This is a genomic window from Pseudomonas typographi (assembly GCF_014694385.1).
GTDB lineage: Bacteria > Pseudomonadota > Gammaproteobacteria > Pseudomonadales > Pseudomonadaceae > Aquipseudomonas > Aquipseudomonas typographi.
In genome coordinates, this window is the sequence record NZ_JAAOCA010000006.1 from 153,705 (window position 1) to 180,421 (window position 26,717).

Below are 26,717 nucleotides of genomic sequence, written 5' to 3' on the forward strand. Positions count from 1 at the left end.
CACGGCAGGGCCGGCGGTATCAGGATAATCTTCAGCCTTGGCTGGTGCTTCAAAAGTTCGCGGCAACTTTGCCGGGTGAAGGTGGCTACCGGCCAAAGCGCCCACCGCCGCCATAGTACGGCCAGTGCGGGGTGCGGCCACGCGCACGGCGGCAAAACGCACCCGCCAACAGCGTGCGGCCAATGGCAATTGCCGCCACACGGGTGTACCCGCAAAAGGCTGGCCAAACCCCTGCACGCCTCGCCCGCAGCCCACGGCCTGAAGAAAAGCGCTTAATTTGCGACCTTTCCGCCGCGTTCACCGTTATAATCTGGCCCCGATTATAAGGTCGTCTCCTGATCGGGCCCCGCTCCATCGCCGTGCCACGGCGCTCGACCATCGCCCACAGAGAGCCGCCCATTTAGGCCAGGCCTGGCTGCCGCTGGCTTACTGGCATCGCCGCCGCGGCGCGGTGAAGCTTTTTTTGAGGTTCACGTCTTCAAAAGAGCGTGAAAAACAACGGGTTTTCACAACTTCACAAGAGTGTGGCGAGCAAAATGAACAGTCTTGCAGCAGCGAATGCACCATTAACCGCAAGTTCCAACACATCGAACCGTTCCCGATACCGGGGCTGAGCCCGCTACGGCGCGCCGCCTCGGCCGATGGTCGAATTGCCCGGCATGCGTGGGCATGCGTAGATAAGCACGTTCGGCAACCGGTAGCGCGGCGGGCGCTGGCGATGATCATCGGCCAGGCCCGGGTGAGCATGCCTGCTTTGTGCGGTCACACCTCAAACCGGCCCTGGCTGCCAAACCAGATGTGGATGATTTCGGAGATGCGTTAATGGCGCAGAATGAAGCAGTGGACGTAGTGCTGGTGGGCGCGGGCATCATGAGTGCCACCCTGGCGGTACTGCTCAAGGAGCTCGACCCAGCCCTGCGGTTGGAGGTGGTCGAGGCGATGGACTCGGGTGCGGCGGAAAGCTCCAACCCCTGGAACAACGCCGGTACCGGCCATGCCGGCCTCTGCGAACTGAACTACACGCCACAAGCGGCGGACGGCTCGGTCGATATCAAGAAGGCCGTGAACATCAACACCCAGTTCGAGGTATCGAAGCAGTTCTGGGCCTACCTGATCCGCAAGGATGCCTTTGGCACGCCCAAGGCATTCATCAACCCACTGCCACACCTGAGCTATGTCTCGGGTGATAAAGGCGTGGCCTTCCTGAAAAAACGCTACGAAGCGCTCAAGCCCCATCATGCCTTCGCCGAGATGGCGTACACCGAAGATAAAACCGTGCTGGAGCAGTGGATTCCGCTGATGATGCCCGGCCGCGACCCTGCCGAGCGGCTGGCCGCGACCCGCGTGATAGGCGGCACCGATGTGAATTTCGGCGCGCTGACCAATAAGCTGCTGGGCTACCTGGGGCAAACCCAGGATGCCACCGTCAAGTACTCGCAGAAGGTCGTTGGCCTGCGCCGTGGCGCGGCCGGCGGCTGGACGGTAGACATCAAGGACGTGAACGGCGGCAGCACCCGCCAGGTCGATGCACGGTTCGTATTCCTCGGTGCCGGCGGTGCCGCGTTGCCGTTGCTGCAGGCCTCGGGCATCGATGAAGGCAAGGGCTTCGGCGGTTTCCCGGTCAGCGGCCAATGGCTGCGCTGCGATAACCCCGAGGTGGTCAACCGGCACCAGGCCAAGGTCTACAGCCAGGCCGCGGTGGGCTCACCGCCCATGTCGGTACCGCACCTGGACACACGCATGGTCGATGGCAAAAAATCATTGCTGTTCGGCCCCTATGCGGGCTTCACCACCAAGTTCCTCAAGCATGGCTCGCTGATGGACCTGCCGCTGTCGGTACGGCTGAGCAATATCGGGCCGATGCTGGCCGTGGCACGCGACAACATGGACCTGACCCGCTACCTGGTCAACGAGGTGCGCCAGTCGATGGACCAGCGGCTGGCCTCACTGCGCAAGTTCTACCCCGAGGCCAAAGCCGAGGATTGGCGCCTGGAGGTGGCCGGGCAACGTGTGCAGATCATCAAGAAAGACCCGAAAAAAGGCGGTGTGCTGCAATTCGGCACCGAACTGGTGGCTGCCAAGGACGGTACCCTCGCCGCCCTGCTCGGCGCCTCGCCGGGCGCGTCGGTCACGGTTTCGATCATGCTCGAGTTGATCGAGCGGTGCTTCCCCGAGCAGTATGCCAACACCTGGGGCAGCAAGCTGGCAGAGATATTCCCGGCACGGGAAAAAGCCCTGGCCAGCGATGCCGAGCTGTATCGGCGGGTTAGCGCGCAAAGCAACGAAGCATTGGAACTGGTGCAGCCGGCCCTGGGCAGCGGTGAGCGGTACGCCTGATCGGCAGTACACTTCAAGCGGCCAGCGTGGCTGGCCGCTTGACGCTGGCGTTACCGCTCCAGCGGCGGCACGCCGTGGTTGAGCACCGTATGCCACCGTGCTTGCCGAGTGTTGTCGCCTGTTTGCAGGTCAGCGCGCGGCCTGGATGATCTCGATGTACTCAGCGGCGTTGCGCTGGTCCTTCACCAATGCAATGAAGTCGTGGCCGTGGGCGTCTTGGGTGCCCAGGTCGAAACCTGCCTGCTTGAAGAACCCCACGAAACGCTCGAAGTCATGCGCGCGCAGGCCCCGGTAGGCTTTGACCAGTTTGTGCAGCGCCGGCGGGGTATCGTCGGCCGGTTCGAACCGCAAAAAGGCCTTGACGTAGTCGTCGCTGATCTCGTCGCCGATCACCTGCTTTTTGTCTTTGCGCATTGCCACTTCACTCTCAGGTCACGAATGGTTTCACAAGCCTGGCAGTGTACCGCCGGGCCCGGCGCGGCTCAATGTGCTCGGCCGCTGGCAGTGTGCAGGTCAGCCCAAACGTGCCCGTTGCCATAGGCCAGGTATTGCACGTACACGGTGTCGTTGCGCAACAAATCCATGATGATGCGGTATTGGCCCAGCGGGTAGTTCAGGCTGAGGGTTTTGCTGGCTTCATCGTAGCTGGCCTTTTTAAGGCTTTTGCTTTCGCTGTCGAAGCTGATCAGCACTTCGGCCAAGGCACCGCCTTTGGGTAACGGCTTGCCTTTAAGGCGCACGGTCAACGGCGCGGTAACCGGGATCGGCTGTTCGTTCGACAGCCTTTCGTTGCCCGCCACCACGCTGAACTCGCTCACCTGCATCAACTGCTGCTGGGTGGGTTCACCCTGGCGTAACTGCGCATCGTCCGGTGGCAGGTACTGAGCGTGCAGGGGGGCGGCGGCCAATGGCAGGGCGCACAGCGAACTCAAAAGGGCAGCGAACAACAGGCGCATGGCAGGCTCCGGCGGGGGTGGCGCTGAACTGTAGCACAGCGCCCCTTCAACGGCCCGGGAACAAGCGCCCTACAGGCCCTTCACCGCATAGATGCCGGCGGCGTTGCGCCAGTAGCCCTTGTAGTCCATGCCATAGCCGAAAATATAGCGGTCGATGCACGGTAAGCCGACGAAGTCGGCTTTCAAGTCGGGGCTGGCCTTACGGTCGTGTTCTTTGTCAATCAACACCGCGGTGCTCACCGAGGCGGCACCGGCGTGCTTGCAGAAGTCGAGGATGGCACTGAGGGTATGCCCCTCGTCGAGGATGTCATCGATGATCAGCACGTCGCGGTCGATGAAGGAAATTTCCGGCTTGGCCTTCCAGAACAGGTCACCGCCACGGGTTTCGTTGCGGTAGCGGGTGGCGTGCAAGTATGAGGCCTCCAACGGAAACCGCAGGTGGGTCAGCAGTTTGCCGGCGAAGATCAGCCCGCCGTTCATCACGCAAAACACCACCGGGTTGGTATCAGCCATCCGTGCGGTGACCTGCTCGCCGACGCGGGCGATGGCGGCTTCGACTTCGGCTTCGGTGTACAGGCAATCGGCCTCGTCCATCACTTGGCGGATGTGCGTGAGATCGGCGGGCATGGGCGCTCTCCAAGGGGTGTTCGAATAAAAGCCGGCAAAGGTACGCATGCGGGCGCCACGAATCAAGCATTTGTGGACTAACGTCGGTAAAGGCACCAGACAGCCCAGGCTGATTAGCTTAACCTAGCGCGCTTTTTCCTACGCCCACTGGAGATTTTTCCGATGCCCATACGCGAAATACGCCACCCGCTGATCCGCCATAAGCTCGGCTTGATGCGCCGCGCCGGCATCAGCACGAAAAACTTCCGCGAACTGGCACAGGAGGTTGGCGCGTTGTTGACCTATGAAGCGACCAAGGACCTACCCCTGGAGGCCTACGAAATAGAAGGCTGGTGCGGCACGGTGCAGGCCGAGAAGATCGCCGGCAAGAAGATCACGGTGGTGCCCATCCTGCGCGCGGGTATCGGTATGCTCGACGGCGTGCTCAGCCTGATCCCTGGGGCGAAGGTCAGCGCCGTGGGCGTGGCGCGCAATGAAGAAACCCTGCAGGCGCATACCTACCTCGAAAAGCTCGTGACCGGGATCGACGAACGCCTGGCCATGATCATCGATCCGATGCTGGCCACCGGCGGCTCGATGGTGGCGACCATCGACCTGTTGAAGAAGGCCGGCTGCCGCGACATCCGCGCCATGGTGCTGGTGGCGGCCCCCGAAGGCATCGCCGCGGTGGAAAAGGCGCACCCGGATGTGCAGATCTACACCGCCTCGATCGACCAATGCTTGAACGCGCAAGGCTACATCATCCCGGGCCTGGGCGATGCCGGCGATAAGATTTTCGGCACCAAGCAGAAGGACGCCTGACCATGCAAAGCGAATTCAACGACCCGCTGTGGCGTACGGTGTTGTCCGGGGCGCAAATGCTTTTCGTGGCCTTCGGTGCGCTGGTGCTGATGCCGTTGATCACCGAGTTGGACCCAAATGTCGCGCTGTTTACCGCCGGCCTCGGCACTTTGTTATTCCAGGCCGTGACCGGGCGCCAGGTGCCGGTGTTTTTGGCCTCAAGCTTTGCCTTCATTACCCCGATCATCCTTGCCAAGGGCCAGTTCGGCGTAGCGGCGACCATGGGCGGGGTGATGGCTGCAGGCTTTGTGTACACCTTTTTGGGCCTGGCGGTAAAAATCAAAGGCACCGGTTTCATCGACCGGCTGCTGCCGCCGGTGGTGATCGGCCCGGTGGTGATTTCCATCGGCTTGGCGATGGCACCGATCGCCGCCAACATGGCCATGGGCAAAAATGCCGCCGGTATCGAAGTGATCCCCTACCGCACAGCCATGTTGATTTCCATGCCAGCGCTGCTGACCACCCTGGCAGTGGCGGTGTACGGCCGGGGTATCGTGCGCTTGGTTCCGATTATTTCGGGGGTGCTGGTGGGCTTTGCGTTGTCGTTCTACTTTCACGTGGTCGCCACCGCGAACATCGCCGCCGCCTCCTGGTTCGCCCTGCCCGCGTTCACCGCGCCGGCGTTCAACCTGCAGGCGATCTTGTTCATTGTGCCGGTGGCCCTGGCGCCGGCCATCGAACACATCGGCGGGGTGATCGCGGTGGGTAGCGTGACCGGCCGGGATTACCTGCGTAAACCGGGCCTGCATCGCACGCTGCTCGGTGACGGGCTGGCCACCACGGCCGCCGGCCTATTGGGCGGGCCGCCCAATACCACCTACGCCGAAGTCACCGGCGCGGTGATGTTAACCAAGAACTACAACCCCAAGATCATGACCTGGGCGGCGCTGTTCGCCATCGCCCTAGCGTTCATCGGCAAGTTCGGCGCGTTGCTGCAAAGCATTCCAATGCCTGTGATGGGCGGCATCCTGTGCCTGCTGTTCGGCTCGATCGCGGCAGTGGGCATGAATACGTTGATCCGCCACCAGGTAGACCTGGGCGAGGCACGCAATTTAGTGATCGTATCGGTGACCCTGGTATTCGGCATCGGCGGCGTGCTAGTGGGCACCGGCACGGGCCCAGGCGATTTTGGCCTTAAGGGCATCGCGCTATGCGCGTTGGTGGCGGTCGCGTTGAACCTGGTTTTACCCAAGGCCAGTGGCGCGCCACCCGCTTGATTTGGAGCCGCAAGCGGCTGCTTGCGGCCGCGGCTCACGGCATAGGTGTGGCCTGCTCACACAGTTGCGCCAACACCTGCGCCCACTGTGGGTGGTCGTTCAGGCAGGGCACCAGCACCAACTCCTCGCCACCCGCCTCGCGAAACTGTGCGTTACCGCGGATGCCGATTTCCTCCAAGGTTTCGATGCAATCGGCAACGAAGGCCGGGCACATCACCAGCAGTTTCTTCACCCCCCGCGCGGCGAGCTCGGCCAGGCGGGCATCGGTGTAGGGTTCGATCCACTTGTTTTTACCCAGGCGCGACTGAAACGCCACCGACCATTTGCCCTCCGGCAAGCCCGTGGCCGCGGCGAACGCCCGCGCGGTGGCCAAGCACTGACCACGGTAACATACGGCCCGCTCCTCGGCTGTGGCATGCGCGCAGCAGTCGGCGGCGCGCAGGTCGTGGCGGCTATCCTTGGGTAACAATTTACGGATATGGCGCTCTGGCAACCCATGGAAGCTCAGCAGCAGATGGTCGTAGTCGTGCTCCAACCAAGGCTGGGCGCTTGCCGCCAGAGCCGCGATGTAAGCCGGGTGATCGTAGAACGGGCGTAAAGTGCTGAAGGTGATAGGCAGGTTGTGTTCGGCGACCGTGCGCTTGGCCATTTCGACCACCGTGGTCACGGTGCTGTCGGCAAATTGCGGGTACAGCGGCGCCAGTGTCACCTGGCGCACCCCTTGGGCCGCCAGGCGCCCCAGCACGCCGGGCAGCGCCGGCTCGCCGTAGCGCATGGCGATCTCCACCGGCCCATGGGGCCAATGCTCGCGTACCCGCTGTTGCAGGCGGCGCGTCAATTCCACCAATGGCGAGCCCTCCTCCCACCAGATCGAGGCATAGGCATGGGCCGATTGGGCTGGGCGCTTGAGCAGTATCAGCGACACCAGCAAGCGCCGCAGCGGCCAGGGCAAGTCGATGACATAAGGGTCCATCAGAAATTGATCGAGGTAACGGCGCACATCGCCCACGGCAGTGGAGGCCGGCGAGCCGAGGTTGACCAGCAGCAAAGCATGATCGGTCATTCAGTGTCCTTTCAGTGGTGCGAAAAAACGTTATCCAGGGCCGCCTGAAGGTCGCTGTGGCGAAACACGAACCCGGCCTCCAGCAGGCGCTGGGGCAGGGCCTTCTGGCCGCCGAGCAGCAACCCTGCCATTTCGCCCAAGGCCAGGCGCAGCAACGATTCGGGCAGCGGCACGAGCGCCGGGCGGCGCAGCGCCTTGCCCAGGCGCTGAACGAATTCGCGGTTGCGAACCGGGTGCGGCGAGCACGCATTATAGGGGCCACTGGCGCCTTCGCGGTTCAACAAAAAATCGATGAGGGCGATTTGATCGTCAATGTGAACCCACGGCATCCACTGCCGCCCGGTGCCCAGGCGCCCCCCTAAACCCAACCGAAACGGGAACGCCATGCGCGCCAGCATGCCGCCTTCGCCGCTGAGCACCAGGCCCGTGCGCACCAGCACTACGCGTAGGCCCAACTCGGCTGCGCGCTCGGCGGTTTCTTCCCAGGCGATACATAACTGGCTGGCAAAATCCTCGCTTACCGGCCCACTGGCTTCGGTGAGCTCACGCTGCCCGCCGTCGCCATACCAACCCACCGCCGACCCCGAAATCAACACGCTAGGGCGCTGGCTGCGCTCGCCGAGCCAAGCCAGAAGCTGTTCGGTGAGGCTAACGCGGCTGGCCCACAGCAACTTGCGCCGGTGGCCCGTCCAAGGGCGGTCGGCAATCGGTGCCCCAGCCAGGTTCACCACCGCGTCGACCGGGTCATCGCCCAGTGCCTGCAAGCTACCTACGCCATGCACCGCCGGCCCGCAGCGTTCCGCCACGGTATCGGGCCGGCGGCTCAGGACGCTCAAGCGGTGGCCGTCGGCCAACCAGCGTTTGCACAGGCTGCGCCCGATCAGCCCGGTACCGCCGGTCAGCAAAATGTGCATGGCAGTCACCTCGATGTGTCTGGCCGCAGGGCCGATGTGGTCTATTTTCACAATCGCAACGCACTAATGGCGGTGCCCGTTCTCAGATAAAACAAGGGTGTTGAGCAAGCGATAACTTATACCCGTTTTACCGATTGTACAGGCTGGCAAGGCAAGCGTAGTCTGTCCAATGAGACGTTAAGAGGCTATCCATGACGACTGTACCCATCGCAATCATCGGCACTGGCATCGCTGGGCTTTCCGCGGCCCAGGCTCTGACGAAAGCCGGGCTGGTCGTACACCTTTTCGATAAAAGCCGAGGCCCCGGCGGCCGCGCCGCCAGCAAGCGCAGCGAGGTCGGCCATCTGGACCTCGGCGCGCAATACTTTACCGCCCGTGACCGCCGCTTCGTCGCGCAACTGCAGCAATGGCAGGCGCAAGGGGTAGTGGCCGAATGGTCGCCAACGTTGTACAGCGCCAACGGCAATGCACTAAGCCTGTCCCCCGACGAACAAGTGCGTTGGGTGGGCACCCCGCGCATGGGCGCCATCGGCCGTGAGCTGGCCAAAGACCTGCAAGCGGTATACAGCTGCCGTATCGTCGAGGTTTTTCGCGGCAAGCAATATTGGCACCTGCTCGATGCCAACAACCAAAGCCACGGGCCATTTAGCCATGTGGTGTGCGCCGTACCCGCGCCGCAGGCCACCGCGCTTTTGTCGGCAGCACCAAAACTGGCCGCGGTGGCCGCCGGCGTGAAGATGGACCCCACCTGGGCAGTGGCGCTGGCCTTTGAGCAGCCGCTGGCCACCGATTTGCAGGGCTGTTTCGTTCAAGGCAGCCCGCTCGACTGGCTAGCGTCCAACCGCAGCAAACCCGGGCACGACGCCACGTTGGATACCTGGGTGCTGCACGCCAGTGGCGAATGGAGCCGCCAGCACATTGACTTGGCCAGGGAAGCGGTGGTCGACCACTTGTATGGCGCATTCGCTGAAGTGGCCAATTGCCCGATGCCGCCACCGGTGTTCAGCCTGGCCCACCGGTGGCTGTATGCCCGCCCGGCAGGCAACCACGAGTGGGGCGCGCTGGCCGATGCCGACCTGGGGCTGTATGTGTGCGGTGATTGGTGCTTATCTGGCCGGGTCGAAGGCGCTTGGCTGAGCGGCCAAGAGGCCGCACGCAAGCTGCTGGAACATTTGGACTGACCCATCGTGACACGTGCCCGCCGGCACCGGCTTGGTGTACGCGAGGTAGACTTATCATCGGCATACTTGTACAAAGGCTATAGCCTGTACAACTTAATGCCGAGGTCCATGTGCTTGAATCCACGCCAGCCAAGCCCAAGGTCGCTATCAGTGCTTGCTTAATGGGCGCGCCGGTGCGCTACAACGGCGGCCATAAGCAGTCAGCCTACTGCCGCGACTCGCTCAGCAAGCATTTCGATTTCGTAAACGTGTGCCCGGAAGTGGCCGTCGGCCTGGGTACGCCGCGCCAGCCTATACGCCTGGTCGGCGCGGCCGGGCGGGTAAGGGCGGTCGGCGCGGTGGACCCAGGGCTAGACGCCACTGACGCCCTGGCCGCTTACGCCAAGCACATGGCGCGGCAGTTGGGTGACATTTGTGGGTACATCTTTATGCAAAAATCGCCCTCCTGCGGTGTAGAGCGCGTGAAGCTGTACCGTGAAAACGGCACCCCACAATTTGATACGGCCAGCGGCGTGTATGCCAAGGTGTTTTGCGAGCACAGGCCAGATGTACCGGTCGAGGAAGCGGGCCGCCTGTGCGACCCGGTACTGCGGGAGAACTTCATCGTACGGGTGTATGCCTATGCCGCCTGGCAGCAGTTGCTGGCACAGGGCCTGAGTCGCCAGGCGATGACGCGCTTCCATGCTCGCTACAAATACCAGTTGATGGCCAATGACCCGCTGCAATACAAAGCATTGGGTAGGCTGTTGGGCACGGCTGGGCAGGCGAGCCTGGAGGCTGTGGCGCAGCGTTATTTCGGCGGCCTGATGCAGGCCCTGAAGCGCTGCGCGACCCGAGGTAGCCATACCAATGTGTTGATGCATATCTGTGGCTATTTGCGCCGCTCGTTGAGCGCCGCAGACAAAGCAGAGCTCAGCGGCCTGATTTTGCAGTACCGTGATGGTATCGTGCCACTCATCGTACCGCTTACACTGATCAAGCATTTGTTTCGCCTATATCCGGACCCTTACATCGCTCAGCAGGTCTACTTGCAACCGCACCCTGAAAACCTGAGCCTCAGAAATGCGATTTGAACCATGACCCCATCACTCGCCCCGCAAGACGACGCCGAATATGGCAAAGCCCTGGCCGATGGCTGGCTGCCGATCCGCGAAGTATCCCGGCGCACGGGGGTGAACCCGGTGACGCTGCGCGCTTGGGAGCGGCGCTACGGCCTGATCGTGCCGCACCGCACGCCCAAGGGGCACCGGTTGTATTCGAGCGAGCACCTCGAACGTATCGAAACCGTGCTGACCTGGCTCAACCGCGGGGTGGCGGTTAGCCAAGTAAAGGCGCTGCTCGACAAAAACAAACCTGCCGAACGCATCCAGCACCGCACCGAGGGTGAATGGGTACCCGCGCAGCAGCAGTTGATCAGCGCCATTGCCGACTTAGCCGAACGGCGCCTGGATGATCGTTTCAACCAGGCCATGGCGCTGTACCCGCCCGCCACCCTGTGCGGCCAGTTGCTGATGCCGCTGCTGCGCGAGTTGGAGTTGCGCTGGCAAGGCCAGCCGGGCACCGCGGCTGAGCGGGCGTTCTTCTTCGGTTGGCTGCGCAGCAAACTGGGGGCGCGGATCTACCACAACAACCGCCAGCTCAATGGCGCGCCGCTGCTGTTCATCAACCTGTCCGACGCGATGCTGGAGCCGGCTCTGTGGTTTACTGCCTGGCTGGCCAGCAGCGCCGACTGCCCAGTAGAAGTGTTCGACTGGCCGTTGCCGCCCGGGGAGTTGGACCCGGCGCTGGAGCGCCTTGGCGCGCGCGGGGCGGTGCTGTATTCCAGCCGCCCGCTTAATCTCGACACCCTTGCCGGGCGGGTGAGCACATCGCGCTATGTACTGTTGGCCGGGCCCTGCGTTGAAATCCACCGTAGCGACTTGGCGCTGCATGCCGACTTGGGCGAACTGCCACTGGCCGCTTCGCCTTTGGACGCCTACCGCCAATTGCAATCGACCAAGCTGCTCTGAGGCATCCATGGCCGCCAGCCTCGACCGCCAGTTGCTGTGGCTACGCACTGACCTGCGGGTGCACGACAATACCGCTTTGGCCAAGGCCTGCGGCGCCGGCCCCACCCTGGCGCTGTACCTGATCAGCCCGGGCCAATGGCAACAACATGACGATGCCCCGTGCAAGGTCGACTTCTGGCTTCGCAACCTCAAGGCCATGGCCACCGAACTTCAGGCATTGAACGTTCCGCTGCTGATACGCAGCACCCCTACCTGGGCACAAGCGCCCCAAGTGGTTGCGCAACTGTGCCAAGAGCATGGCGTGCAGCAGGTGCATTGCAACCGCGAGCACGGCTTTAACGAAACCCGCCGCGACGCCGCGGTAGCCGGGGCCCTTGAGCAGCGCGGGGTGGGGCTGACCTCATGGGTAGATGCCACCCTGTTCGAGCCCGGCACCGTGCTGACCCGCGACGGCCACTATTTCAAGGTGTTCGGCCAATTCCGCAAGGTCTGCATGCAGCGCCTACAGCACAGCCCGCCGGGTATTGCCATGCGGCCCAGCGTGCAAGCGCCACTGGGTATTGCCAGCGATGGCGTGCCCGACTCGGTAGAAGGCTTTGCCATACCCCCAGCACGCCTGCGCGAGCATTGGCCAGCAGGGGAAGGCGAAGCCCGGCGACGGCTGGGAGACTTCATCGATGCCCGGCTGGACTATTACGCCAGTGAACGCGACCTGCCCTCGCGCCTGGGCACCAGCACATTATCGGCTTACCTCAGCGCCGGCGTGATATCACCCCGGCAGTGCTTGCAGGCTGCGCTGCAGCATAATAACGGCGAACTCGACAGCGGCAATGCAGGCGCCATCACCTGGATCGGCGAGCTGATTTGGCGGGAATTCTACAAGCACGTGTTGGTGGGTTTCCCGCGGGTTTCGATGCACCGGGCATTTCGCCGGGAAACCGAAGCGCTACCGTGGCGCCATGCACCCAGCGAGTTGCAGGCCTGGCAACAAGGCCGCACGGGGATTCCGATCATTGACGCCGCCATGCGCCAGTTGCTCGAGTTGGGCTGGATGCATAACCGCCTGCGCATGTTGGTGGCGATGTTCCTGAGCAAGAACCTGTTGATCGATTGGCGCGAGGGCGAGCGGTTCTTCATGCGCCACCTGATCGACGGCGACCTGGCGGCCAACAATGGCGGCTGGCAATGGAGCGCGTCCACCGGCACCGATTCGGTGCCCTACTTCAGGCTGTTCAACCCCCTAAGCCAGTCGGAGAAATTCGACCACGACGGGGTATTCCTCAAACAGTGGTTGCCCGAACTCAGGGGGCTGGCCAGCAAAGAGGTGCATAACCCGGCGGCGCTAGGCGACTTATTTGGGCAAGTGGCCTACCCCAAGCCGATCGTCGACCTCAAACACAGCCGGGAGCGGGCGTTGAGTGCCTTCAGAAACTTATGAACGCGGAATGCAGGCAACGCCCAGGGGGCTATAGCGGCATCTTGTAGTTGAGCGAATACGCTTCGATACCATCGTTCGGCTCTTTGATGCCGGCATTGGAATAGTGAATCGCGCGAATGCTCAACTCATGCCCACCGGCGAATTGCACACCCAGGCCAAGGCGGTCTTCGAAGTTGAAAGACGAGCCCAGTTTTTTGTCTTCGATCTGGGTTTGCGAAAACAACGCCACACCGATGCCTAAATCGACGAAGGGCTTGACCGAGCCGCCGCCGAATTCATAACGGAACACGGGGGCAAAGGAAATACTGTTGTTACTGGAGTGGTCGTCGCCGTCCCAATAAGTGTACCCGGCGTCCCAATAGCCCGTGAGCCGGCCCGCGCCGGTTTGCCACCAGCTTTTGTCCCAATCGATCTGGTAACCCAAGCGATACACCTGGGTAGACTCCCCGGTTTCCCCTGCCGAGAAAGTCAGGCCGTCGGCCTGTGCTGCCACGCTGTACCCCACCGCCAATGCCGCCAATGCGGCAAGCCCCATCAGTCGCTTCATCGATGAACTTCCTGTGTTGTTTTTTCCAAATAGGCGCAGCTATAGAAAACGGCATAGGTTTGTAAGTTCACTGGTGCACTACGGGTTTTTCACGTTTTTTTTACACCGGCAGCGAGGCGACTTCGCCGGGCGCAAAACCCAGCCGGCCCAGTACCTGCGCGAACTGCTCGCGGTCGCCACTGGTCCAGTAACGCACCGGCGCCGATGCCGTGTCTGACAGTAACCCGAATTGGCCAAGCAGGCGCTGCGCCTGGCGGGCCACCGCGGCACCGGTATCGATCAGCACCACCTCAGGTGGCACACGCTGGGCAAGCAAGGGGCGTAGGAAGGGGTAATGGGTGCAGCCCAGGATCAGTGTGTCGCAACCGGCCGCCAGCAACGGTTGCAGGTAGCAGTCGAGCAGCGCGCACAGCGCGGGGCTGTGCAGGTCGCCGGTTTCGATCAGTTCCACCAGCCCCGGGCAGGGCTGGGTGAGCACCTTCACGTCGGTGGCAAAACGGTCGAGCAACGCCGCAAAGCGCGCACTTTGCAGGGTGCCAGTGGTAGCCAGCACACCGACCACCCCGTTGCGGGTGGCGCTGGCGGCCGGCTTCACGGCAGGCTCCATGGCCACCAGCGGCCAGCCTGGGTAGCGTTCGCGCAGGTCGGCGGCGGCTGCCACGGTGGCGGTATTGCAAGCGAGCACCAGGGCCTTGGCACCTTGCCCACGGAAAAACTGCGCCACGCGGGCCAAACGCTCGCGGATGAACGCCGGTGTTTTATCACCGTAAGGGCAGTGCCCGCCGTCGGCCACATACAGGAACGATTCGTTCGGCAACAGGGCCTGTAATTCGCGCAGCACCGACAACCCGCCGATGCCGGAATCAAATACAGCCACCGCCGCGTTAGCCGCCATGGCCAGTGCCGCACACGGCGCAGCCTGGGTCGCGCTTCACGCGCAGCTCGCGAAAATGTGCACCCAGGGCATCGACCAGCAATAGCCGGCCTATTAATGGCTCACCGAAGCCGGCCAGCAGCTTGAGCGCCTCCAGCGCCTGTAAGCTACCGACCAGCCCCACCAACGGCCCGAGCACGCCAGCCTCACTGCACGTTAATGCCTCATCGCTGCCATGGCCGTACAGGCAGTGGTAACAGGGGCTGTTCGCCTGGCGCGGGTCGAACACCGCTAACTGCCCCTCCAGGCGAACCGCCGCGCCGCTGACCAGCGGCACCTTGGCCGCCACGCAAGCCGCATTGACCGCTTCGCGGGTGGTGAAGTTGTCGGAGCAGTCGAGTACCACGTCCACCCCCGCCACGGCCTGGGCAAGCGCCTGGGCGCCCAGCACGCCACGGTGCGGTACCAGGCGCACGCCCGGGTTGAGTTCGCCCAGCCGCTGCAACGCCGAGTCCACCTTGGCCAGGCCAATGCTGGCCTGGCTGTGCAGCACCTGGCGTTGCAGGTTGGTGAGGTCTACCGTGTCGAAATCGGCCAAGTGCAATTCGCCTACCCCGGCGGCCGCCAGGTAAAGCGCCACGGGCGAGCCCAGCCCGCCGAGCCCCACGATCAGCGCGCGCGAGGCTTTCAGGCGCAACTGCCCAGCCACGTCCACCTGCGCTAGCAAAATTTGCCGGCTGTAGCGCAACAGCTCGTCGTCGCTCAGCATGGTAACCGGCCCAGGCTGATGCGTTCATGGCCGCCAAGGTCTCGATGGCTTTGCACCTGCTCGAAGCCGCGCTGGGCGAACAATTCGCGCACCCGTACAGCCTGGTCATAGCCGTGCTCGAGCAGCAGCCAGCCGCCGGGGGTGAGGTATTGCGGCGCCTGGGCAATGATCTGGCGGATATCGTCCAGCCCATCGGGGCCCGACACCAAGGCGCTGGCCGGTTCGAAACGCACATCGCCGGCCGCCAGGTGCGGGTCTTCGGTAGCAATGTAAGGTGGGTTGCTGGCGATGAGTTCAAAGCGCTCGCCAGCCAGCGCGCCGAACCAGTGGCTGGCCCGCACCCGCACGTTGTTCAGCGCCAGGCGCTGGCGGTTGCGTTCGGCCAATGCTACCGCCTGCGGCACGCGGTCTACCGCGGTCACTTGCCAACCGGCACGTTCCCGGGCCAAGGCCAGGGCAATCGCGCCGCTGCCGGTGCCCAAGTCGAGCACCCGCGCCGTTTGGGCCGGCAGCAGTTGCAACGCGGTTTCCACCAACAGCTCGGTTTCCGGGCGGGGGATCAGCGTATGCGGCGCCACTTCCAGGTCGAGCGACCAAAAGCCTTGCTGCCCGAGTATATAGGCCACCGGCTCACCGGCACGGCGCCGCGCCAGGAAGCTGGCGAAAGCCGCGGCCGCCTCGCTACCGACGATGCGCTCGGGCCAGGTGCGCAGGTAACTGCGGGTTTTGCCCAGGGCAGCAGCCAACAGTAGCTCGGCATCCAGTTGCGCGGTGGGCGATTGCGGAAGCTGCGCATCGCGCAGCAGGCTTGCGATGATGGTCATTTACTCACCCAGGGCCGCCAGTTGATCGGCCTGGTACTCGGCCAGCAGCGGTTCGATCACAGCCTCGACGCCGCCGGCCAGCACTTCGTCCAACGCATACAGGGTCAGGTTGACGCGGTGGTCGGTCACCCGGCCCTGCGGGAAATTATAGGTGCGAATACGCTCGGAGCGGTCGCCGGAGCCCACCAGCAGCTTACGCTCACTGGCGATGGCCGACTGCTGGGCAGTGGTTTGCCGGTCGTTAAGCTTGGCCTGCAACCAGGCCATGGCCCGCGCGCGGTTCTTATGCTGGGAGCGCTCTTCCTGGCATTCGACCACGATGCCACTGGGCAGGTGGGTAATGCGAATGGCCGAGTCGGTCTTGTTCACATGTTGCCCGCCGGCACCGGAAGAGCGGTAGGTATCCACGCGAAGGTCGGCCGGGTTGATCTCGATGGCCACTTGCTCGTCCGGCTCGGGCAGCACCGCCACGGTACAGGCCGAGGTATGGATGCGCCCCTGGGATTCGGTGTCTGGCACCCGCTGCACGCGGTGCACGCCAGACTCGAACTTGAGCTTGCCGTATACGTTGGCGCCTTCGACGCGGGCGATCACTTCCTTGAAGCCGCCATGTTCGCCTTCGCTTTCCGACATTACCTCCACCCGCCAGCCCTGGCGCTCGGCGTAGCGGGAATACATGCGGAACAGGTCGCCGGCAAAAATCGCCGCCTCATCGCCGCCGGTGCCGGCGCGCACTTCGAGGAACACGTTGCGGCCGTCGTTAGGGTCCTTGGGCAGCAGCATGCGCTGCAGGCTGGCCTCCAGGGCGAGGATCGCCTCGCGCGCTTCGCGCACTTCTTCCACGGCCATTTCACGCAGGTCTGGGTCGCTGTCCTTGAGCAGGGCCTGGGCGCCGTCGAGGGCGGCGTGGGCCTTTCGCCAGCCGGCATAGGTTTGCACCACCGGCTCGATCTCGGCGTATTCGCGCGAATAGGCACGGAATTTCGCTTGGTCGGTGATGATTTCGGCATCGCCGAGCAGTGCGGTCAGTTCCTCGTAGCGGTCCTGGAGGGCGTCCAGTTTGTTCAGCAGCGACGCTTTCATTGCGGGGGTTTATCCGTGGGGCCCTCATCGAGGGCGAACAATTCCTGGGCCGTAGCCAGCGCATCGAGGCGGCCTTCGGCAGAGAATTTCTTCAGTTGCACGCTGGGTGCGTGCAACAGCTTGTTGGTCAGCCCGCGGGCGAGCTGCGCCAGCGCTTCCTCCGCGCTAGCACCGTTGGCCAGCGCGCGCTGGGCCTTTTGCAGCTCGTCGTCACGCAGGCGTTCGCCCTGTTGGCGGTAGGCGCGCAGCACATCCACCGCCGCCAGTTCGCGCAGCCGCGCCATGAACTCGCCAACACCGGCGGCGACCATGTCTTCGGCAGCCTGCGCCGCACCCTGGCGGCTTTTGAGGTTCTCGGCCACCACCTCATGCAGGTCGTCGACAGAATACAGGTAGATGTCGTCGAGCTCGCCCACTTCCGGTTCGATGTCGCGGGGCACGGCGATGTCGACCATGAAGATCGGCTTGTGCTTGCGCAACTTCAGCGCGCTCTCGACCGCCCCTTTCCCAAGGATCGGCAACTGGCTGGCGGTGGAACTGATCACGATATCGCTGGTGGCCAGCTCTTGTGGGATGTCGGCCAGCAACACGGCGCGTGCGCCGAACTCCTCGGCCAGCAGGCTGGCCCGCTCCAAGGTGCGGTTGGCCACCACGATACGCTGAACGCCTTGCTCATGCAGGTGGCGGGCGACCAGCGTAATGGTCTCGCCTGCACCGATCAACAGCGCCTGGCTGCGCTGCAGGTCGCTGAAGATCTGCCGGGCCAGGCTCACCGCGGCGAACGCCACCGACACTGGGTTTTCGCCAATGGCGGTGTCGGTACGCACCTGCTTGGCGGCATTGAAGGTGGCTTGAAACAGGCGCCCGAGCAATGGCCCCACGGTCCCGGCCTCCCGCGCCACGGCGTAGGCGGATTTCATCTGGCCCAGAATCTGCGGTTCGCCCAACACCAGCGAATCGAGCCCGGACGCCACCCGCATCATATGCCGCACGGCGGCATCGCCCTCGAACACATAGGCGCTGGCACGCAGTTCGTCGAGGCTCAGCCGGTGATAATCGGCCAACCAGCGCAACACGGTTTCCGCGGCCAGGTCGCCCTGCTCCAGGTACAGCTCGCTGCGGTTACAGGTAGACAGAATTGCAGCTTCGCGGCTATGGGTGTGCCGGCACAGCTGCTGCAAGGCATCGACCAATTGCTCGGGCGTGAACGCAACGCGCTCACGCACGTCTACCGAGGCAGTCTTGTGGTTGATACCCAGGGCGAGGAAGGCCATTGATTGTCGCTGACGATGTAAAGAGCCGCCAATTGTCCTACTTCGACGGTTCCAGAACAACCACCGCTCTCTATTGTCCCAATAGGCGAACCGGGATAAGGCCTTGCGTATGGGTTTTGCCCCTTCGCTTGTGTCATCATGCCGCCAACCGCAGGTCAATCGCCCTAAAAGCCTCTTTATGAATAGAACCCCCGCGTTGCTTCTCGCCCTTGCCGTGCTCAGCGGCTGCCAAAGCCTGCCGCCTGTCGGCCAGCCATCCGGGCAAGCCGAGGACGACGCCCCCGCCAGTACCCCGGCCAAGCCCGTGCAATATGCAAGCTTCCCCCCTGGCACGGTGTACAGCCTGCTGGCGGCCGAGCTTTCCGGGCAGCGCAACCGCTTCGATATCGCCTTGGCCAATTATGTCGACCAGGCGCGCAAAACCCAGGATGCTGGCGTGGCCGAACGGGCTTTGCGCATCGCCGAATACCTCGGTGCCGACCAGCCGGCGCTGGAGATGTCGCTGCTGTGGGCCCGTAACGACCCGGCCAACGTCGAAGCGCAACGGGCCGCGGCCATACAATTGGCACGTGCCGGGCGTTACGACGAATCCATGGCGTACATGGAAAAAGTACTCCAGGGCCGCGGTGAAACCCATTTCGACTTCCTCGCCCTGAGCGCGGCCGAAACCGACAAGCCTACCCGCGACGGGCTGCTCAAGAGCTTCGACCAACTGTTGGCCAAATACCCGAACAACGGCCAGTTGGTGTTCGGCAAAGCCCTGTTGTTGCAGCAGGACGGCGACACCGCCGGCGCGCTGAAGCTGCTCGAAGACAACCCGGCCAAAGACGGCGAAATCGCCCCGGTGTTGCTCCAGGCGCGCCTGCTGCAAGCCACCGACCAGCCCAAGGCGGCGATACGCCTGCTCGAGCGCGCCATCCGCAAGAACCCCGATGACAAGCGCCTGCGCCTGACTTACGCCCGTACATTGGTGGAACAGAACCGCATCGCCGACGCCAAGGTGCAATTCTCGCAACTGCTGCAGCAGTATCCCGAGGACGACGACCTGCGTTATTCGCTGGCGCTGATATGCCTGGAAGAAAAAGACTGGGACGAAGCCGAAGGCTACCTGAACGAGCTGATCGACCGCGGCGCCCATGTAGATTCGGCGCACCTTAACCTGGGCCGCCTGGCCGAAGAACGCGATAACGCGCAACGGGCATTGGACCAATATTCGCTGGTAACCCCAGGGCCGGATTATTTGCCGGCACAATTGCGGCTGGCCGATATCCTGATCGCCAATGGCCGCAGCGATGAGGCCTCGCGCCGCCTGGCCAGCAGCCGCGCGGCCGCGCCTGACTACGCCGTGCAGTTGTGGCTGGTGGAAGCCGAGGCATTGGCTGACAACGAGCGTAACGACCAGGCCATGGCGGTGCTGAACAAGGCCTTGGGGCAGCACCCCAACGACTCGAGCCTGCTCTATACCCGCGCCATGCTCGCCGAAAAACGCGGCGACCTGGCCTTATTGGAACGTGACCTGCGCACCATCATCGCCCATGAGCCGGACAACGCCATGGCCTTGAATGCGCTGGGCTACACCCTGTCGGACCGCACCACCCGCTATGCCGAAGCCAAGGCGCTGATCGAAAAAGCCCACGCGCTCACCCCGCAAGACCCGGCCATACTCGACAGCCTGGGCTGGGTGAATTTCCACCTGGGCGACCTCGACAGCGCCGAGCGCTACCTGCGCCAGGCCTTCAGCCTGTTCCCCGACCATGAAGTGGCCGCCCACTTGGGTGAAGTGCTATGGACCCGTGGCAAGCAGCGCGAAGCGCGGCAAGTGTGGGCCGCCGGCCTCAAGGACCAGCCCGACAGCCCCCTGGTGCACAGCACTGTGTTGCGCCTGACCGGATCGGAGACGCTCTGACCCATGCAATTGCGCCACTGCCTCGCTGTATGTGCCCTCGCCCTGCTCGCTGGCTGCGCCGGCCTCGGGCCCCGTGAAGCGGTGCAAGGCACCGGCTCGCCCACCCAATGGAACGCCAACAAGGCCGTACTCAGCGGCATCAACGGCTGGGAAATCAGCGGCAAGGTGGGCATCCGCGCCCCGCAAGATTCTGGCAGCGGCACCTTGTACTGGTTGCAACGCCAAGACTATTACGACATTCGCCTATCGGGCCCCCTGGGCCGCGGCGCGGCTCGCCTGACCGGCCACCCGGGGCAAGTGAGCCTGGAAGTGGCCAACCAGGGCCGCTACCAGGCCGACAGCCCGGAAACCCTGCTCAAAGAGCAGTTGGGCTGGAACCTGCCGGTATCGCATTTGGTGTACTGGGTACGGGGGCTACCCGCGCCCGGCAGCAAAAGTAGCGTAACCCTCGATGGCGACAGCCGCCTGGCCCACCTGGAGCAGGATGGCTGGCGCATCGATTACACCCGCTACAGCGCGCAAGGCGACTACACCCTGCCCGAGCGCATCAAACTGCAAGGCCAAGACCTCGATGTCACGCTGGTGATCAAGGACTGGCAGCCGCGCCGGCTAGGCCAATGAACATGGCCGCGCCACGCCTGACCCTGCCTTCCCCGGCCAAGCTGAACCTGATGCTGCACATTATCGGCCGCCGCGCCGACGGCTACCACGAGCTACAAACGCTGTTTCAATTTCTCGATTACGGCGACGAACTCGACTTCGCCCGGCGGGACGATGGGCAAATCCGCCTGCACAGCGACCTGGCCGGCGTGCCCCATGACAGCAACCTGATCGTGCGCGCCGCACGCGCATTGCAAGCCCAGAGCGGCACCCCGCTGGGCGCCGATATCTGGCTGCGCAAGGTGCTGCCCATGGGCGGCGGTATCGGCGGCGGCAGCTCCAATGCCGCCACCACCCTGCTGGGCCTGGACCACCTGTGGAAGCTTAACTGGGGCGAAAACCGCCTCGCCGCCCTGGGCCTGAGCCTGGGGGCCGACGTACCGGTTTTCGTGCGTGGCAAGGCCGCTTTCGCCGAGGGCGTGGGCGAAATCCTCACCCCGGTGCAACCCGCCGAGCCGTGGTACCTCGTGCTGGTGCCGCAAGTATCTGTAAGTACAGCAGAAATTTTTTCCGATCCGCTGTTGACACGTAACTCGAAGCCCATTAAAGTGCGCCCCGTTCTCGAGGGAAACAGTCGAAACGATTGCCAACCGGTGGTAGAGCGGCGTTACCCAGAAGTTCGTAACGCTTTGAGTTTGCTAAGTAAATTCACTTACGCTAGACTCACCGGCACTGGAAGTTGTGTGTTTGGGGCCTTCCCAAACGAAGCCGAAGCTGATAAGGTCTCGGGCCTTCTGACAGGGACCCTTACAGGGTTTGTAGCAAAGGGAAGCAACACGTCGTTGTTGCATCGCACGTTACAAGGCCTGTTCTAAGAAACGAGTGCCAGGCACTCGGTTGATCCGCCACAGGGGCGTCGCCAAGCGGTAAGGCAGCAGGTTTTGATCCTGCCATGCGTTGGTTCGAATCCAGCCGCCCCTGCCATTTTCTCTATACTCATCCAGGTATACCCTCAGCCGGCAGGTACTGCGCGTGTCCAAGATGATGGTCTTTACGGGGAATTCAAACCCCGATCTGGCTCGGCGTGTTGTACGTCAGCTTCATATCCCACTGGGTGATGTTTCGGTCGGCAAGTTTTCCGACGGCGAAATCAGTGCTGAAATCAACGAAAACGTTCGCGGCAAAGACGTTTTCATCATTCAGCCTACGTGCGCCCCGACCAACGACAACCTGATGGAGCTGGTAGTGATGGCAGATGCTTTCCGCCGCTCCTCGGCTTCACGTATCACCGCGGTTATCCCCTATTTCGGTTATGCCCGCCAAGACCGCCGGCCGCGTTCGGCGCGCGTGGCGATCAGTGCCAAGGTCGTGGCCGACATGCTCACCGTGGTCGGTATAGACCGGGTGTTGACCGTCGACCTGCATGCCGACCAGATCCAAGGGTTTTTCGATATCCCGGTCGACAACATCTACGGCTCGCCCGTACTGGTCGATGACATCGAAGACCAGCGTTTCGAAAACCTCATGATCGTTTCGCCCGACATCGGTGGTGTGGTGCGTGCCCGCGCCGTGGCCAAGTCGCTGGGCGTCGATCTGGGCATCATCGATAAGCGCCGGGAAAAAGCCAACCACTCCGAGGTGATGCACATCATCGGTGATGTGGAAGGCCGTACCTGTATACTTGTCGATGACATGGTCGACACCGCCGGTACCCTCTGCCACGCCGCCAAGGCGCTGAAAGAGCACGGCGCGGCCAAGGTATACGCCTACTGCACCCATCCGGTGTTGTCAGGCCGTGCCATCGAGAACATCGAAGGTTCCATGCTCGACGAGTTGGTGGTGACCAACACCATTCCGCTGTCGGCTGCTGCACAAGCGTGTTCGCGGGTCCGCCAACTGGACATCGCACCCGTTGTCGCCGAAGCGGTTCGCCGCATCAGCAACGAAGAATCGATCAGCGCGATGTTCCGCTGAGGGGTAACCCTCCGGCATAGCACTGATGTAAAGCGCCCCGCCCTGGCAATTCCGCCCGGGCGGGGCTTTTTTGCCTCGAACGCCCTGCGTCGGTCGCAAACGTGGGGCATACAGGCCAACCTGGAGATACACCATGAACGAATTTACCTTGAATGCCGAAGTGCGTTCCGACCTGGGGAAAGGTGCGAGCCGCCGCCTGCGTCGTACCGCCGCCCAAGTGCCCGCCGTTATCTACGGTGGCACCCAATCGCCTGAGTCCATCAGCCTGCTGGCCAAAGAACTGGCCAAACTGCTGGAAAACGAAGCGGCCTACGCTCACGTGATCGAGCTGAACGTCGCTGGCCAAAAGCAAAGCGTGCTGATCAAGGCCCTGCAGCGTCACCCGGCCAAAGGCCATGTGCTGCACGCCGACTTCCTGCGCGTGGTCGCTGGCCAAAAACTGACCGCCAACGTCCCGGTTCACTTCATGAACCAGGAAGCTGCAGTGAAGAAAGGCGGCGAAATCTCCCACACCGTGACCGAGCTGGAAGTGTCTTGCCTGCCGAAAGACCTGCCCGAGTTCATCGAAGTGGACCTGGCCGATGCCGAAATCGGCACCATCATCCACCTGTCGCAAGTCAAGGCACCCAAAGGCGTTGAGTTCGTGGCCCTGGCCCACGGCAACGACCTGGCCGTTGCCAACGTGCACGCCCCGCGCATTCAGGCTGAAGACGCTGAAGGTACAGAAGGCGCTGCCGAGTAATCGTGCCGCCCAGGTTGCGCACTGTGCACAGCCTGGGCCTTCTGCCTGCAAGGAAGAGCCCCTGCCGTGACCGCCATCCAGTTGATCGTTGGCCTGGGAAACCCCGGCCCCGAATACGAACAGACCCGGCATAACGCAGGGGCTCTTTTCGTTGAACGCATCGCACGCGACCAACACGTGAACCTGGTCGCCGATCGCAAATATTTCGGCCTCGTGGCACGCTTTAGCCACAAGGGCCAAGACGTTCGTTTGCTGGTGCCCACCACCTACATGAACCGCAGCGGCCAGGCCGTGGCGGCATTGGCGAATTTCTTCCGGATTCCGGCAAGCGCCATCCTGGTGGCCCACGACGAACTCGACATTCCGCCGGGCGTCGCCAAACTCAAGCAGGGCGGCGGCCACGGCGGGCATAACGGATTGCGCGACATCATCGCCGCGCTCGGCAACAACAACGGTTTTCACCGCCTGCGCCTGGGTATCGGCCACCCGGGCGAGGCGGCCAAGGTGTCGGGTTTCGTGCTCAGCCGCGCCCCGCGCGCAGAGCAAGAAAAACTCGACGCCAGTATCGATTTCGCCCTCGGCGTGCTGCCAGACATTCTCGCTGGCGACTGGGCCCGCGCGATGCGTGAGCTGCACAGCCAGAAGGCCTGACTCTTCGAAGAGGGAAGCACCATGGGTTTCAACTGCGGCATCGTCGGCCTGCCCAACGTCGGCAAATCCACGCTGTTCAACGCGCTGACCAAGTCTGGCATCGCCGCCGAGAACTTTCCGTTCTGCACCATCGAACCGAACAGCGGCGTGGTACCCATGCCCGACCCGCGCCTGGAGGCGCTGGCGGCGATCGTCAAACCCGAGCGCGTGATCCCCACCACCATGGAGTTCGTCGACATCGCCGGCCTGGTGGCGGGTGCGTCCAAAGGTGAAGGCCTGGGCAATAAGTTCCTGGCCAACATCCGCGAAACCGATGCCATCGCCCACGTGGTGCGCTGCTTCGAAGACGACAACGTGATTCACGTGTCCAACAGCGTCGACCCCAAGCGCGACATCGAAGTGATCGACCTGGAGCTGATTTTCGCCGACCTCGACAGTTGCGAGAAGCAACTGCAACGGGTGGCCCGCAACGCCAAGGGCGGCGATAAAGACGCCCTCGCCCAAAAGGCCTTGCTGGAAAAACTCATCGCCCACTTCAGCGAAGGCAAACCCGCGCGCCGGCTGATGAAAACCCTCGGTGCCGACGAAAAAGCCACCATCCATGGCTTCCACCTGCTCACCAGCAAGCCTGTGATGTACATCGCCAACGTGGCTGAAGACGGCTTCGAGAACAACCCGCACCTGGACGTGGTCAAGGCCATTGCCGAGGAAGAAGGCGCCGTGGTGGTGCCGGTGTGCAACAAAATCGAAGCGGAAATCGCCGAGCTGGACGACGGCGAGGAAAAAGACATGTTCCTCGAATCGCTGGGGCTCGAAGAAGCCGGCTTGAATCGCGTGATTCGCGCAGGCTACGCCCTGCTCAACCTGCAAACCTACTTCACCGCCGGGGTGAAGGAAGTGCGCGCCTGGACGGTCCGCGTAGGCGCCACCGCGCCGCAAGCGGCGGCCGTGATCCACACCGACTTCGAAAAAGGCTTTATCCGTGCCGAAGTGGTGGCCTATGACGACTTTATCCAATACAAGGGCGAAAGCGGGGCGAAGGAAGCGGGCAAGTGGCGGCTGGAGGGTAAGGAGTACATTGTTAAGGATGGGGATGTGATGCATTTTCGGTTTAACGTCTAAGCACTGCATTGGACGTGAATGAACCGCGCTGGGCCTTTTAAGGGCTACCAGCGTGGGAACCGCTGGGAACTGGTAAGGACGGCGGCTTGAACGGTGCCTTTCCCTTTTTGGGGGCCTTTGCACGTTACTGGAAAGCAGAAACAGGGCATCCGACGATTAAATAGGGTAGTTTGGACTAATAATTGCCCCCTTTTGGTAGCGTGTGTAAATCCGGGCACAGACACGAGCCGAACTGATCTACCGGTAGCTCCCTCCCCCGCTGGCACGTTAAACACCTCAGGTCATCGAAATGCTCTACGGAAGACTGAGCGCGAGTGTTAAACGCCCACACCGCAAACACAGCCCCTCCACGCCTCACGCGTCGAGGGGTTTTTCATACCCAGGCCTGGCCCGCCCGCGTGGGTTCAAAAGATGTAACTGTACTGCTCCACCTCCCATTGGCTGATGGTGCGATGGTACGTCTCCCATTCTTTGGTCTTGTACCGGATGAATTCATCTTTGAGCGCTTTGCCCAGCGTGCTTTCCACCAGTGGGTCGTCGGCAAACGCCTTGATCGCTTCGGGCAGGTTCTGGGGCAGGAACTCGATGCCACGGTCGGCGCGTTCGGCTTCGCTCATGGCATACAGGTTGTCTTCGTTGGGCTCGCGGGGGTCGATTTTTTCGCGCACACCCTCAAGGCCCGCGGCCAATGCCAGCGCGGCGGCAAGGTAGGGGTTGACCGCGCCGTCGGCGTTGCGCGACTCGCAGCGCCCGCCACCGGCCGGCACCCGGACCGAGTTGGTGCGGTTGTTCGAGCCATAGGAGTTGAACACTGGGGCCCAGGAAAAGTTGCCACCAGCGCCTTGGCGTACTAGGCGCTTATAGCTGTTCACGGTGGGCGCGAAAGCGGCGCACAGCGCCCGGCCATGCTTGAGAATGCCACCGATGAAGTGGTAGCCGATGTCGGTCAGGCCCAGGCCGCGGGGGTCGTCCTTGGGGTCGCAGGCGAAGGCGTTGCGGCCGGTTTCCAGGTCGTACAGCGACATGTTGAAGTGCGCACCGGTGCCGGTCTTGTCCGCAAAGGGCTTGGGCATCATGGTGGCGATCAGGCCCTCTTCGCTGGCAAAGTGCTTGGCCATGAAGCGGAAGAACACGAAGCGGTCGCACATGGTCAGCGCATCGGCGTACTGAAAATCGAATTCGTACTGCGAGTTGCCGTCTTCATGGTCCAGCGAATACAGATCCCAGCCCAGCTCGTTGATGGTCCGCGAAACCTTGTCGAGCCAGCCGAACTGGTTGACGAAACCCTGGAGGTCGTAGCATGGCTTGAGCAGGCGGTTGTCGGCGTCCGGGACGTTCAGGCTGCCATCCTCGCCGCGGCGCAGCAGGTAGATTTCACACTCGATGCCCAGGTTCATGCCGAAGCCCATGGCGGCAGCCTGCGCCAGCACGTTCTTCAGCGCCACCCGGGTGCTCAACGGGTAAGGCTGGCCCTTGAAGGCATTGTCGGCGGGCATCCAGGCCAGTTTCGGCTGCCACGGCAATTGCACCACGGCGTCCAAGTCCGGCACCGAGGTGATTTCATCCTCGTGCGGGTCTTGGCCCAGGCCATCGAGCGCGTAACCGGTGTAGCGCTCGGAGCCGGCCGCCATCTGCCGCAGGTGGCCGATAGGCACCACTTTGCCCTTGGGTACGCCATGGATATCGACGTAGGCGCCCATGCAATATTCCACGCCCTTCGCCCGCAGGCTTTGTTCCAGTGCGTCAATCTGTTCTTCGGTTTTCATGGT

The 26,717-nt window shown here is 62.9% G+C and carries 26 protein-coding genes and 1 tRNA gene; 15 read left to right on the forward strand and 12 right to left on the reverse strand.

Features of this window, described 5'->3' with window-relative positions; translation table 11 throughout:
- Positions 1-822 precede the first annotated feature (822 nt).
- Positions 823-2,337, forward strand: a complete 1,515-nt coding sequence (gene mqo / locus HAQ05_RS06440) for a malate dehydrogenase (quinone) (protein WP_190418580.1) — start codon at positions 823-825, stop codon at positions 2,335-2,337.
- A 129-nt stretch (positions 2,338-2,466) separates the two neighbouring features.
- On the opposite strand, the gene HAQ05_RS06445 is transcribed toward mqo, so the two are convergent.
- The 3 genes from HAQ05_RS06445 to HAQ05_RS06455 all read right to left on the reverse strand — a co-directional run bounded on the left by HAQ05_RS06445 (position 2,467) and on the right by HAQ05_RS06455 (position 3,920).
- Positions 2,467-2,751 (reverse strand): PA4642 family protein, encoded by a 285-nt coding sequence (locus HAQ05_RS06445; protein ID WP_190418582.1) that lies wholly within the window; start codon positions 2,749-2,751, stop codon positions 2,467-2,469.
- 68 nt (positions 2,752-2,819) lie between these two features.
- Positions 2,820-3,293 carry a hypothetical protein gene (locus tag HAQ05_RS06450; protein WP_190418584.1) on the reverse strand — a complete coding sequence of 158 codons (474 nt, stop codon included), beginning with the start codon at positions 3,291-3,293 and terminating at the stop codon, positions 2,820-2,822.
- Between the two features lie 69 nt (positions 3,294-3,362).
- On the reverse strand, positions 3,363-3,920 hold the full coding sequence (locus HAQ05_RS06455) for a hypoxanthine-guanine phosphoribosyltransferase (RefSeq protein ID WP_190418586.1): 558 nt from the start codon (positions 3,918-3,920) through the stop codon (positions 3,363-3,365).
- 162 nt (positions 3,921-4,082) lie between these two features.
- Between HAQ05_RS06455 and upp the strand changes: the two genes are divergently transcribed.
- Together upp and HAQ05_RS06465 are read left to right on the forward strand one after the other, a co-directional pair.
- The gene (upp, locus tag HAQ05_RS06460) at positions 4,083-4,721 is read left to right on the forward strand and encodes a uracil phosphoribosyltransferase (protein WP_190418587.1); all 639 of its coding nucleotides are present in this window, start codon (positions 4,083-4,085) and stop codon (positions 4,719-4,721) included.
- Between the two features lie 2 nt (positions 4,722-4,723).
- On the forward strand, positions 4,724-5,977 hold the full coding sequence (locus HAQ05_RS06465) for a uracil-xanthine permease family protein (RefSeq protein ID WP_190418589.1): 1,254 nt from the start codon (positions 4,724-4,726) through the stop codon (positions 5,975-5,977).
- Between the two features lie 34 nt (positions 5,978-6,011).
- Here HAQ05_RS06465 and hemH read toward each other — a convergent pair whose 3' ends face one another.
- A complete protein-coding gene (hemH, locus tag HAQ05_RS06470) occupies positions 6,012-7,040 on the reverse strand; it encodes a ferrochelatase (protein ID WP_190418591.1) in 1,029 nt (342 codons plus the stop codon).
- A gap of 11 nt (positions 7,041-7,051) precedes the next feature.
- Positions 7,052-7,954 (reverse strand): TIGR01777 family oxidoreductase, encoded by a 903-nt coding sequence (locus tag HAQ05_RS06475; RefSeq protein ID WP_190418593.1) that lies wholly within the window; start codon positions 7,952-7,954, stop codon positions 7,052-7,054.
- Between the two features lie 191 nt (positions 7,955-8,145).
- On the opposite strand from HAQ05_RS06475, the gene HAQ05_RS06480 reads away from it, so the two are divergent.
- From HAQ05_RS06480 to phrB, 4 genes are all read left to right on the forward strand, one after another.
- Entirely contained in the window at positions 8,146-9,135 is a 990-nt protein-coding gene (locus HAQ05_RS06480) for an NAD(P)/FAD-dependent oxidoreductase (protein ID WP_190418595.1), read from the forward strand.
- Between the two features lie 110 nt (positions 9,136-9,245).
- Positions 9,246-10,208 carry a YbgA family protein gene (locus tag HAQ05_RS06485; protein ID WP_338050135.1) on the forward strand — a complete coding sequence of 321 codons (963 nt, stop codon included), beginning with the start codon at positions 9,246-9,248 and terminating at the stop codon, positions 10,206-10,208.
- 3 nt (positions 10,209-10,211) lie between these two features.
- The gene (locus HAQ05_RS06490; protein ID WP_190418597.1) at positions 10,212-11,144 is read left to right on the forward strand and encodes a MerR family transcriptional regulator; all 933 of its coding nucleotides are present in this window, start codon (positions 10,212-10,214) and stop codon (positions 11,142-11,144) included.
- 7 nt (positions 11,145-11,151) lie between these two features.
- Positions 11,152-12,582, forward strand: a complete 1,431-nt coding sequence (gene phrB, locus HAQ05_RS06495) for a deoxyribodipyrimidine photo-lyase (protein ID WP_190418599.1) — start codon at positions 11,152-11,154, stop codon at positions 12,580-12,582.
- A 28-nt stretch (positions 12,583-12,610) separates the two neighbouring features.
- Here the strand turns inward: phrB and HAQ05_RS06500 are convergent, their stop codons facing one another.
- From HAQ05_RS06500 to hemA, 6 genes are all read right to left on the reverse strand, one after another.
- Complete coding sequence (locus HAQ05_RS06500) at positions 12,611-13,129, reverse strand: acyloxyacyl hydrolase (protein WP_190418600.1); 519 nt, start codon at positions 13,127-13,129, stop codon at positions 12,611-12,613.
- A 100-nt stretch (positions 13,130-13,229) separates the two neighbouring features.
- Positions 13,230-14,024: a glutamate racemase gene (gene murI / locus HAQ05_RS06505; protein ID WP_190418602.1), complete on the reverse strand. Its 795-nt coding sequence runs from the start codon at positions 14,022-14,024 to the stop codon at positions 13,230-13,232.
- Complete coding sequence (locus tag HAQ05_RS06510; RefSeq protein WP_190418603.1) at positions 14,014-14,772, reverse strand: molybdopterin-synthase adenylyltransferase MoeB; 759 nt, start codon at positions 14,770-14,772, stop codon at positions 14,014-14,016. The genes murI and HAQ05_RS06510 overlap by 11 nt, the downstream gene beginning before the upstream one ends.
- Positions 14,766-15,596, reverse strand: a complete 831-nt coding sequence (prmC, locus tag HAQ05_RS06515; RefSeq protein ID WP_190418605.1) for a peptide chain release factor N(5)-glutamine methyltransferase — start codon at positions 15,594-15,596, stop codon at positions 14,766-14,768. Before prmC ends, HAQ05_RS06510 begins: the two co-directional genes overlap by 7 nt.
- The gene (gene prfA / locus HAQ05_RS06520) at positions 15,597-16,679 is read right to left on the reverse strand and encodes a peptide chain release factor 1 (RefSeq protein WP_190418607.1); all 1,083 of its coding nucleotides are present in this window, start codon (positions 16,677-16,679) and stop codon (positions 15,597-15,599) included. It abuts the gene before it with no gap.
- On the reverse strand, positions 16,676-17,953 hold the full coding sequence (gene hemA / locus HAQ05_RS06525; protein ID WP_190418609.1) for a glutamyl-tRNA reductase: 1,278 nt from the start codon (positions 17,951-17,953) through the stop codon (positions 16,676-16,678). Before hemA ends, prfA begins: the two co-directional genes overlap by 4 nt.
- Before the next feature lie 178 nt (positions 17,954-18,131).
- Here hemA and HAQ05_RS06530 point away from each other — a divergent pair, with 178 nt between their 5' ends.
- From HAQ05_RS06530 to ychF, 8 genes are all read left to right on the forward strand, one after another.
- Positions 18,132-19,859, forward strand: coding sequence for a tetratricopeptide repeat protein (locus HAQ05_RS06530; RefSeq protein WP_190418611.1), 1,728 nt, complete (start codon positions 18,132-18,134; stop codon positions 19,857-19,859).
- A gap of 3 nt (positions 19,860-19,862) precedes the next feature.
- Complete coding sequence (gene lolB, locus HAQ05_RS06535; RefSeq protein ID WP_190418613.1) at positions 19,863-20,480, forward strand: lipoprotein insertase outer membrane protein LolB; 618 nt, start codon at positions 19,863-19,865, stop codon at positions 20,478-20,480.
- A 2-nt stretch (positions 20,481-20,482) separates the two neighbouring features.
- Entirely contained in the window at positions 20,483-21,334 is an 852-nt protein-coding gene (gene ispE / locus HAQ05_RS06540) for a 4-(cytidine 5'-diphospho)-2-C-methyl-D-erythritol kinase (protein WP_190418615.1), read from the forward strand.
- 34 nt (positions 21,335-21,368) lie between these two features.
- Positions 21,369-21,443: transfer RNA gene (locus HAQ05_RS06545), tRNA-Gln, on the forward strand.
- A 48-nt stretch (positions 21,444-21,491) separates the two neighbouring features.
- Positions 21,492-22,433, forward strand: coding sequence for a ribose-phosphate diphosphokinase (locus tag HAQ05_RS06550; RefSeq protein WP_190418617.1), 942 nt, complete (start codon positions 21,492-21,494; stop codon positions 22,431-22,433).
- 133 nt (positions 22,434-22,566) lie between these two features.
- Positions 22,567-23,175: a 50S ribosomal protein L25/general stress protein Ctc gene (locus HAQ05_RS06555; RefSeq protein ID WP_190418619.1), complete on the forward strand. Its 609-nt coding sequence runs from the start codon at positions 22,567-22,569 to the stop codon at positions 23,173-23,175.
- 66 nt (positions 23,176-23,241) lie between these two features.
- Positions 23,242-23,826, forward strand: coding sequence for an aminoacyl-tRNA hydrolase (gene pth, locus HAQ05_RS06560; RefSeq protein ID WP_190418620.1), 585 nt, complete (start codon positions 23,242-23,244; stop codon positions 23,824-23,826).
- A 21-nt stretch (positions 23,827-23,847) separates the two neighbouring features.
- Positions 23,848-24,948 carry a redox-regulated ATPase YchF gene (gene ychF, locus HAQ05_RS06565; RefSeq protein ID WP_190418622.1) on the forward strand — a complete coding sequence of 367 codons (1,101 nt, stop codon included), beginning with the start codon at positions 23,848-23,850 and terminating at the stop codon, positions 24,946-24,948.
- Between the two features lie 404 nt (positions 24,949-25,352).
- On the opposite strand, the gene glnT is transcribed toward ychF, so the two are convergent.
- The gene (gene glnT / locus HAQ05_RS06570; RefSeq protein ID WP_190418624.1) at positions 25,353-26,714 is read right to left on the reverse strand and encodes a type III glutamate--ammonia ligase; all 1,362 of its coding nucleotides are present in this window, start codon (positions 26,712-26,714) and stop codon (positions 25,353-25,355) included.
- Between the last annotated feature and the right edge of the window lie 3 nt (positions 26,715-26,717).

What these genes read in the sequence shown, in the direction of transcription:
- mqo (WP_190418580.1), top strand. Translation starts at nt 823, where the DNA reads ATGGCGCAGAATGAAGCAGTGGACGTAGTGCTGGTGGGCGCGGGCATC.
- upp (WP_190418587.1), top strand. Translation starts at nt 4,083, where the DNA reads ATGCCCATACGCGAAATACGCCACCCGCTGATCCGCCATAAGCTCGGC.
- prmC (WP_190418605.1), bottom strand. Translation starts at nt 15,596, where the DNA reads ATGACCATCATCGCAAGCCTGCTGCGCGATGCGCAGCTTCCGCAATCG.
- ychF (WP_190418622.1), top strand. Translation starts at nt 23,848, where the DNA reads ATGGGTTTCAACTGCGGCATCGTCGGCCTGCCCAACGTCGGCAAATCC.
- phrB (WP_190418599.1), top strand. Translation starts at nt 11,152, where the DNA reads ATGGCCGCCAGCCTCGACCGCCAGTTGCTGTGGCTACGCACTGACCTG.
- murI (WP_190418602.1), bottom strand. Translation starts at nt 14,024, where the DNA reads ATGGCGGCTAACGCGGCGGTGGCTGTATTTGATTCCGGCATCGGCGGG.
- prfA (WP_190418607.1), bottom strand. Translation starts at nt 16,679, where the DNA reads ATGAAAGCGTCGCTGCTGAACAAACTGGACGCCCTCCAGGACCGCTAC.
- HAQ05_RS06450 (WP_190418584.1), bottom strand. Translation starts at nt 3,293, where the DNA reads ATGCGCCTGTTGTTCGCTGCCCTTTTGAGTTCGCTGTGCGCCCTGCCA.
- hemH (WP_190418591.1), bottom strand. Translation starts at nt 7,040, where the DNA reads ATGACCGATCATGCTTTGCTGCTGGTCAACCTCGGCTCGCCGGCCTCC.
- HAQ05_RS06500 (WP_190418600.1), bottom strand. Translation starts at nt 13,129, where the DNA reads ATGAAGCGACTGATGGGGCTTGCCGCATTGGCGGCATTGGCGGTGGGG.
- hemA (WP_190418609.1), bottom strand. Translation starts at nt 17,953, where the DNA reads ATGGCCTTCCTCGCCCTGGGTATCAACCACAAGACTGCCTCGGTAGAC.
- HAQ05_RS06445 (WP_190418582.1), bottom strand. Translation starts at nt 2,751, where the DNA reads ATGCGCAAAGACAAAAAGCAGGTGATCGGCGACGAGATCAGCGACGAC.
- glnT (WP_190418624.1), bottom strand. Translation starts at nt 26,714, where the DNA reads ATGAAAACCGAAGAACAGATTGACGCACTGGAACAAAGCCTGCGGGCG.
- HAQ05_RS06480 (WP_190418595.1), top strand. Translation starts at nt 8,146, where the DNA reads ATGACGACTGTACCCATCGCAATCATCGGCACTGGCATCGCTGGGCTT.
- HAQ05_RS06530 (WP_190418611.1), top strand. Translation starts at nt 18,132, where the DNA reads ATGAATAGAACCCCCGCGTTGCTTCTCGCCCTTGCCGTGCTCAGCGGC.
- HAQ05_RS06555 (WP_190418619.1), top strand. Translation starts at nt 22,567, where the DNA reads ATGAACGAATTTACCTTGAATGCCGAAGTGCGTTCCGACCTGGGGAAA.
- ispE (WP_190418615.1), top strand. Translation starts at nt 20,483, where the DNA reads ATGGCCGCGCCACGCCTGACCCTGCCTTCCCCGGCCAAGCTGAACCTG.
- lolB (WP_190418613.1), top strand. Translation starts at nt 19,863, where the DNA reads ATGCAATTGCGCCACTGCCTCGCTGTATGTGCCCTCGCCCTGCTCGCT.
- HAQ05_RS06465 (WP_190418589.1), top strand. Translation starts at nt 4,724, where the DNA reads ATGCAAAGCGAATTCAACGACCCGCTGTGGCGTACGGTGTTGTCCGGG.
- HAQ05_RS06475 (WP_190418593.1), bottom strand. Translation starts at nt 7,954, where the DNA reads ATGCACATTTTGCTGACCGGCGGTACCGGGCTGATCGGGCGCAGCCTG.
- HAQ05_RS06455 (WP_190418586.1), bottom strand. Translation starts at nt 3,920, where the DNA reads ATGCCCGCCGATCTCACGCACATCCGCCAAGTGATGGACGAGGCCGAT.
- HAQ05_RS06510 (WP_190418603.1), bottom strand. Translation starts at nt 14,772, where the DNA reads ATGCTGAGCGACGACGAGCTGTTGCGCTACAGCCGGCAAATTTTGCTA.
- HAQ05_RS06490 (WP_190418597.1), top strand. Translation starts at nt 10,212, where the DNA reads ATGACCCCATCACTCGCCCCGCAAGACGACGCCGAATATGGCAAAGCC.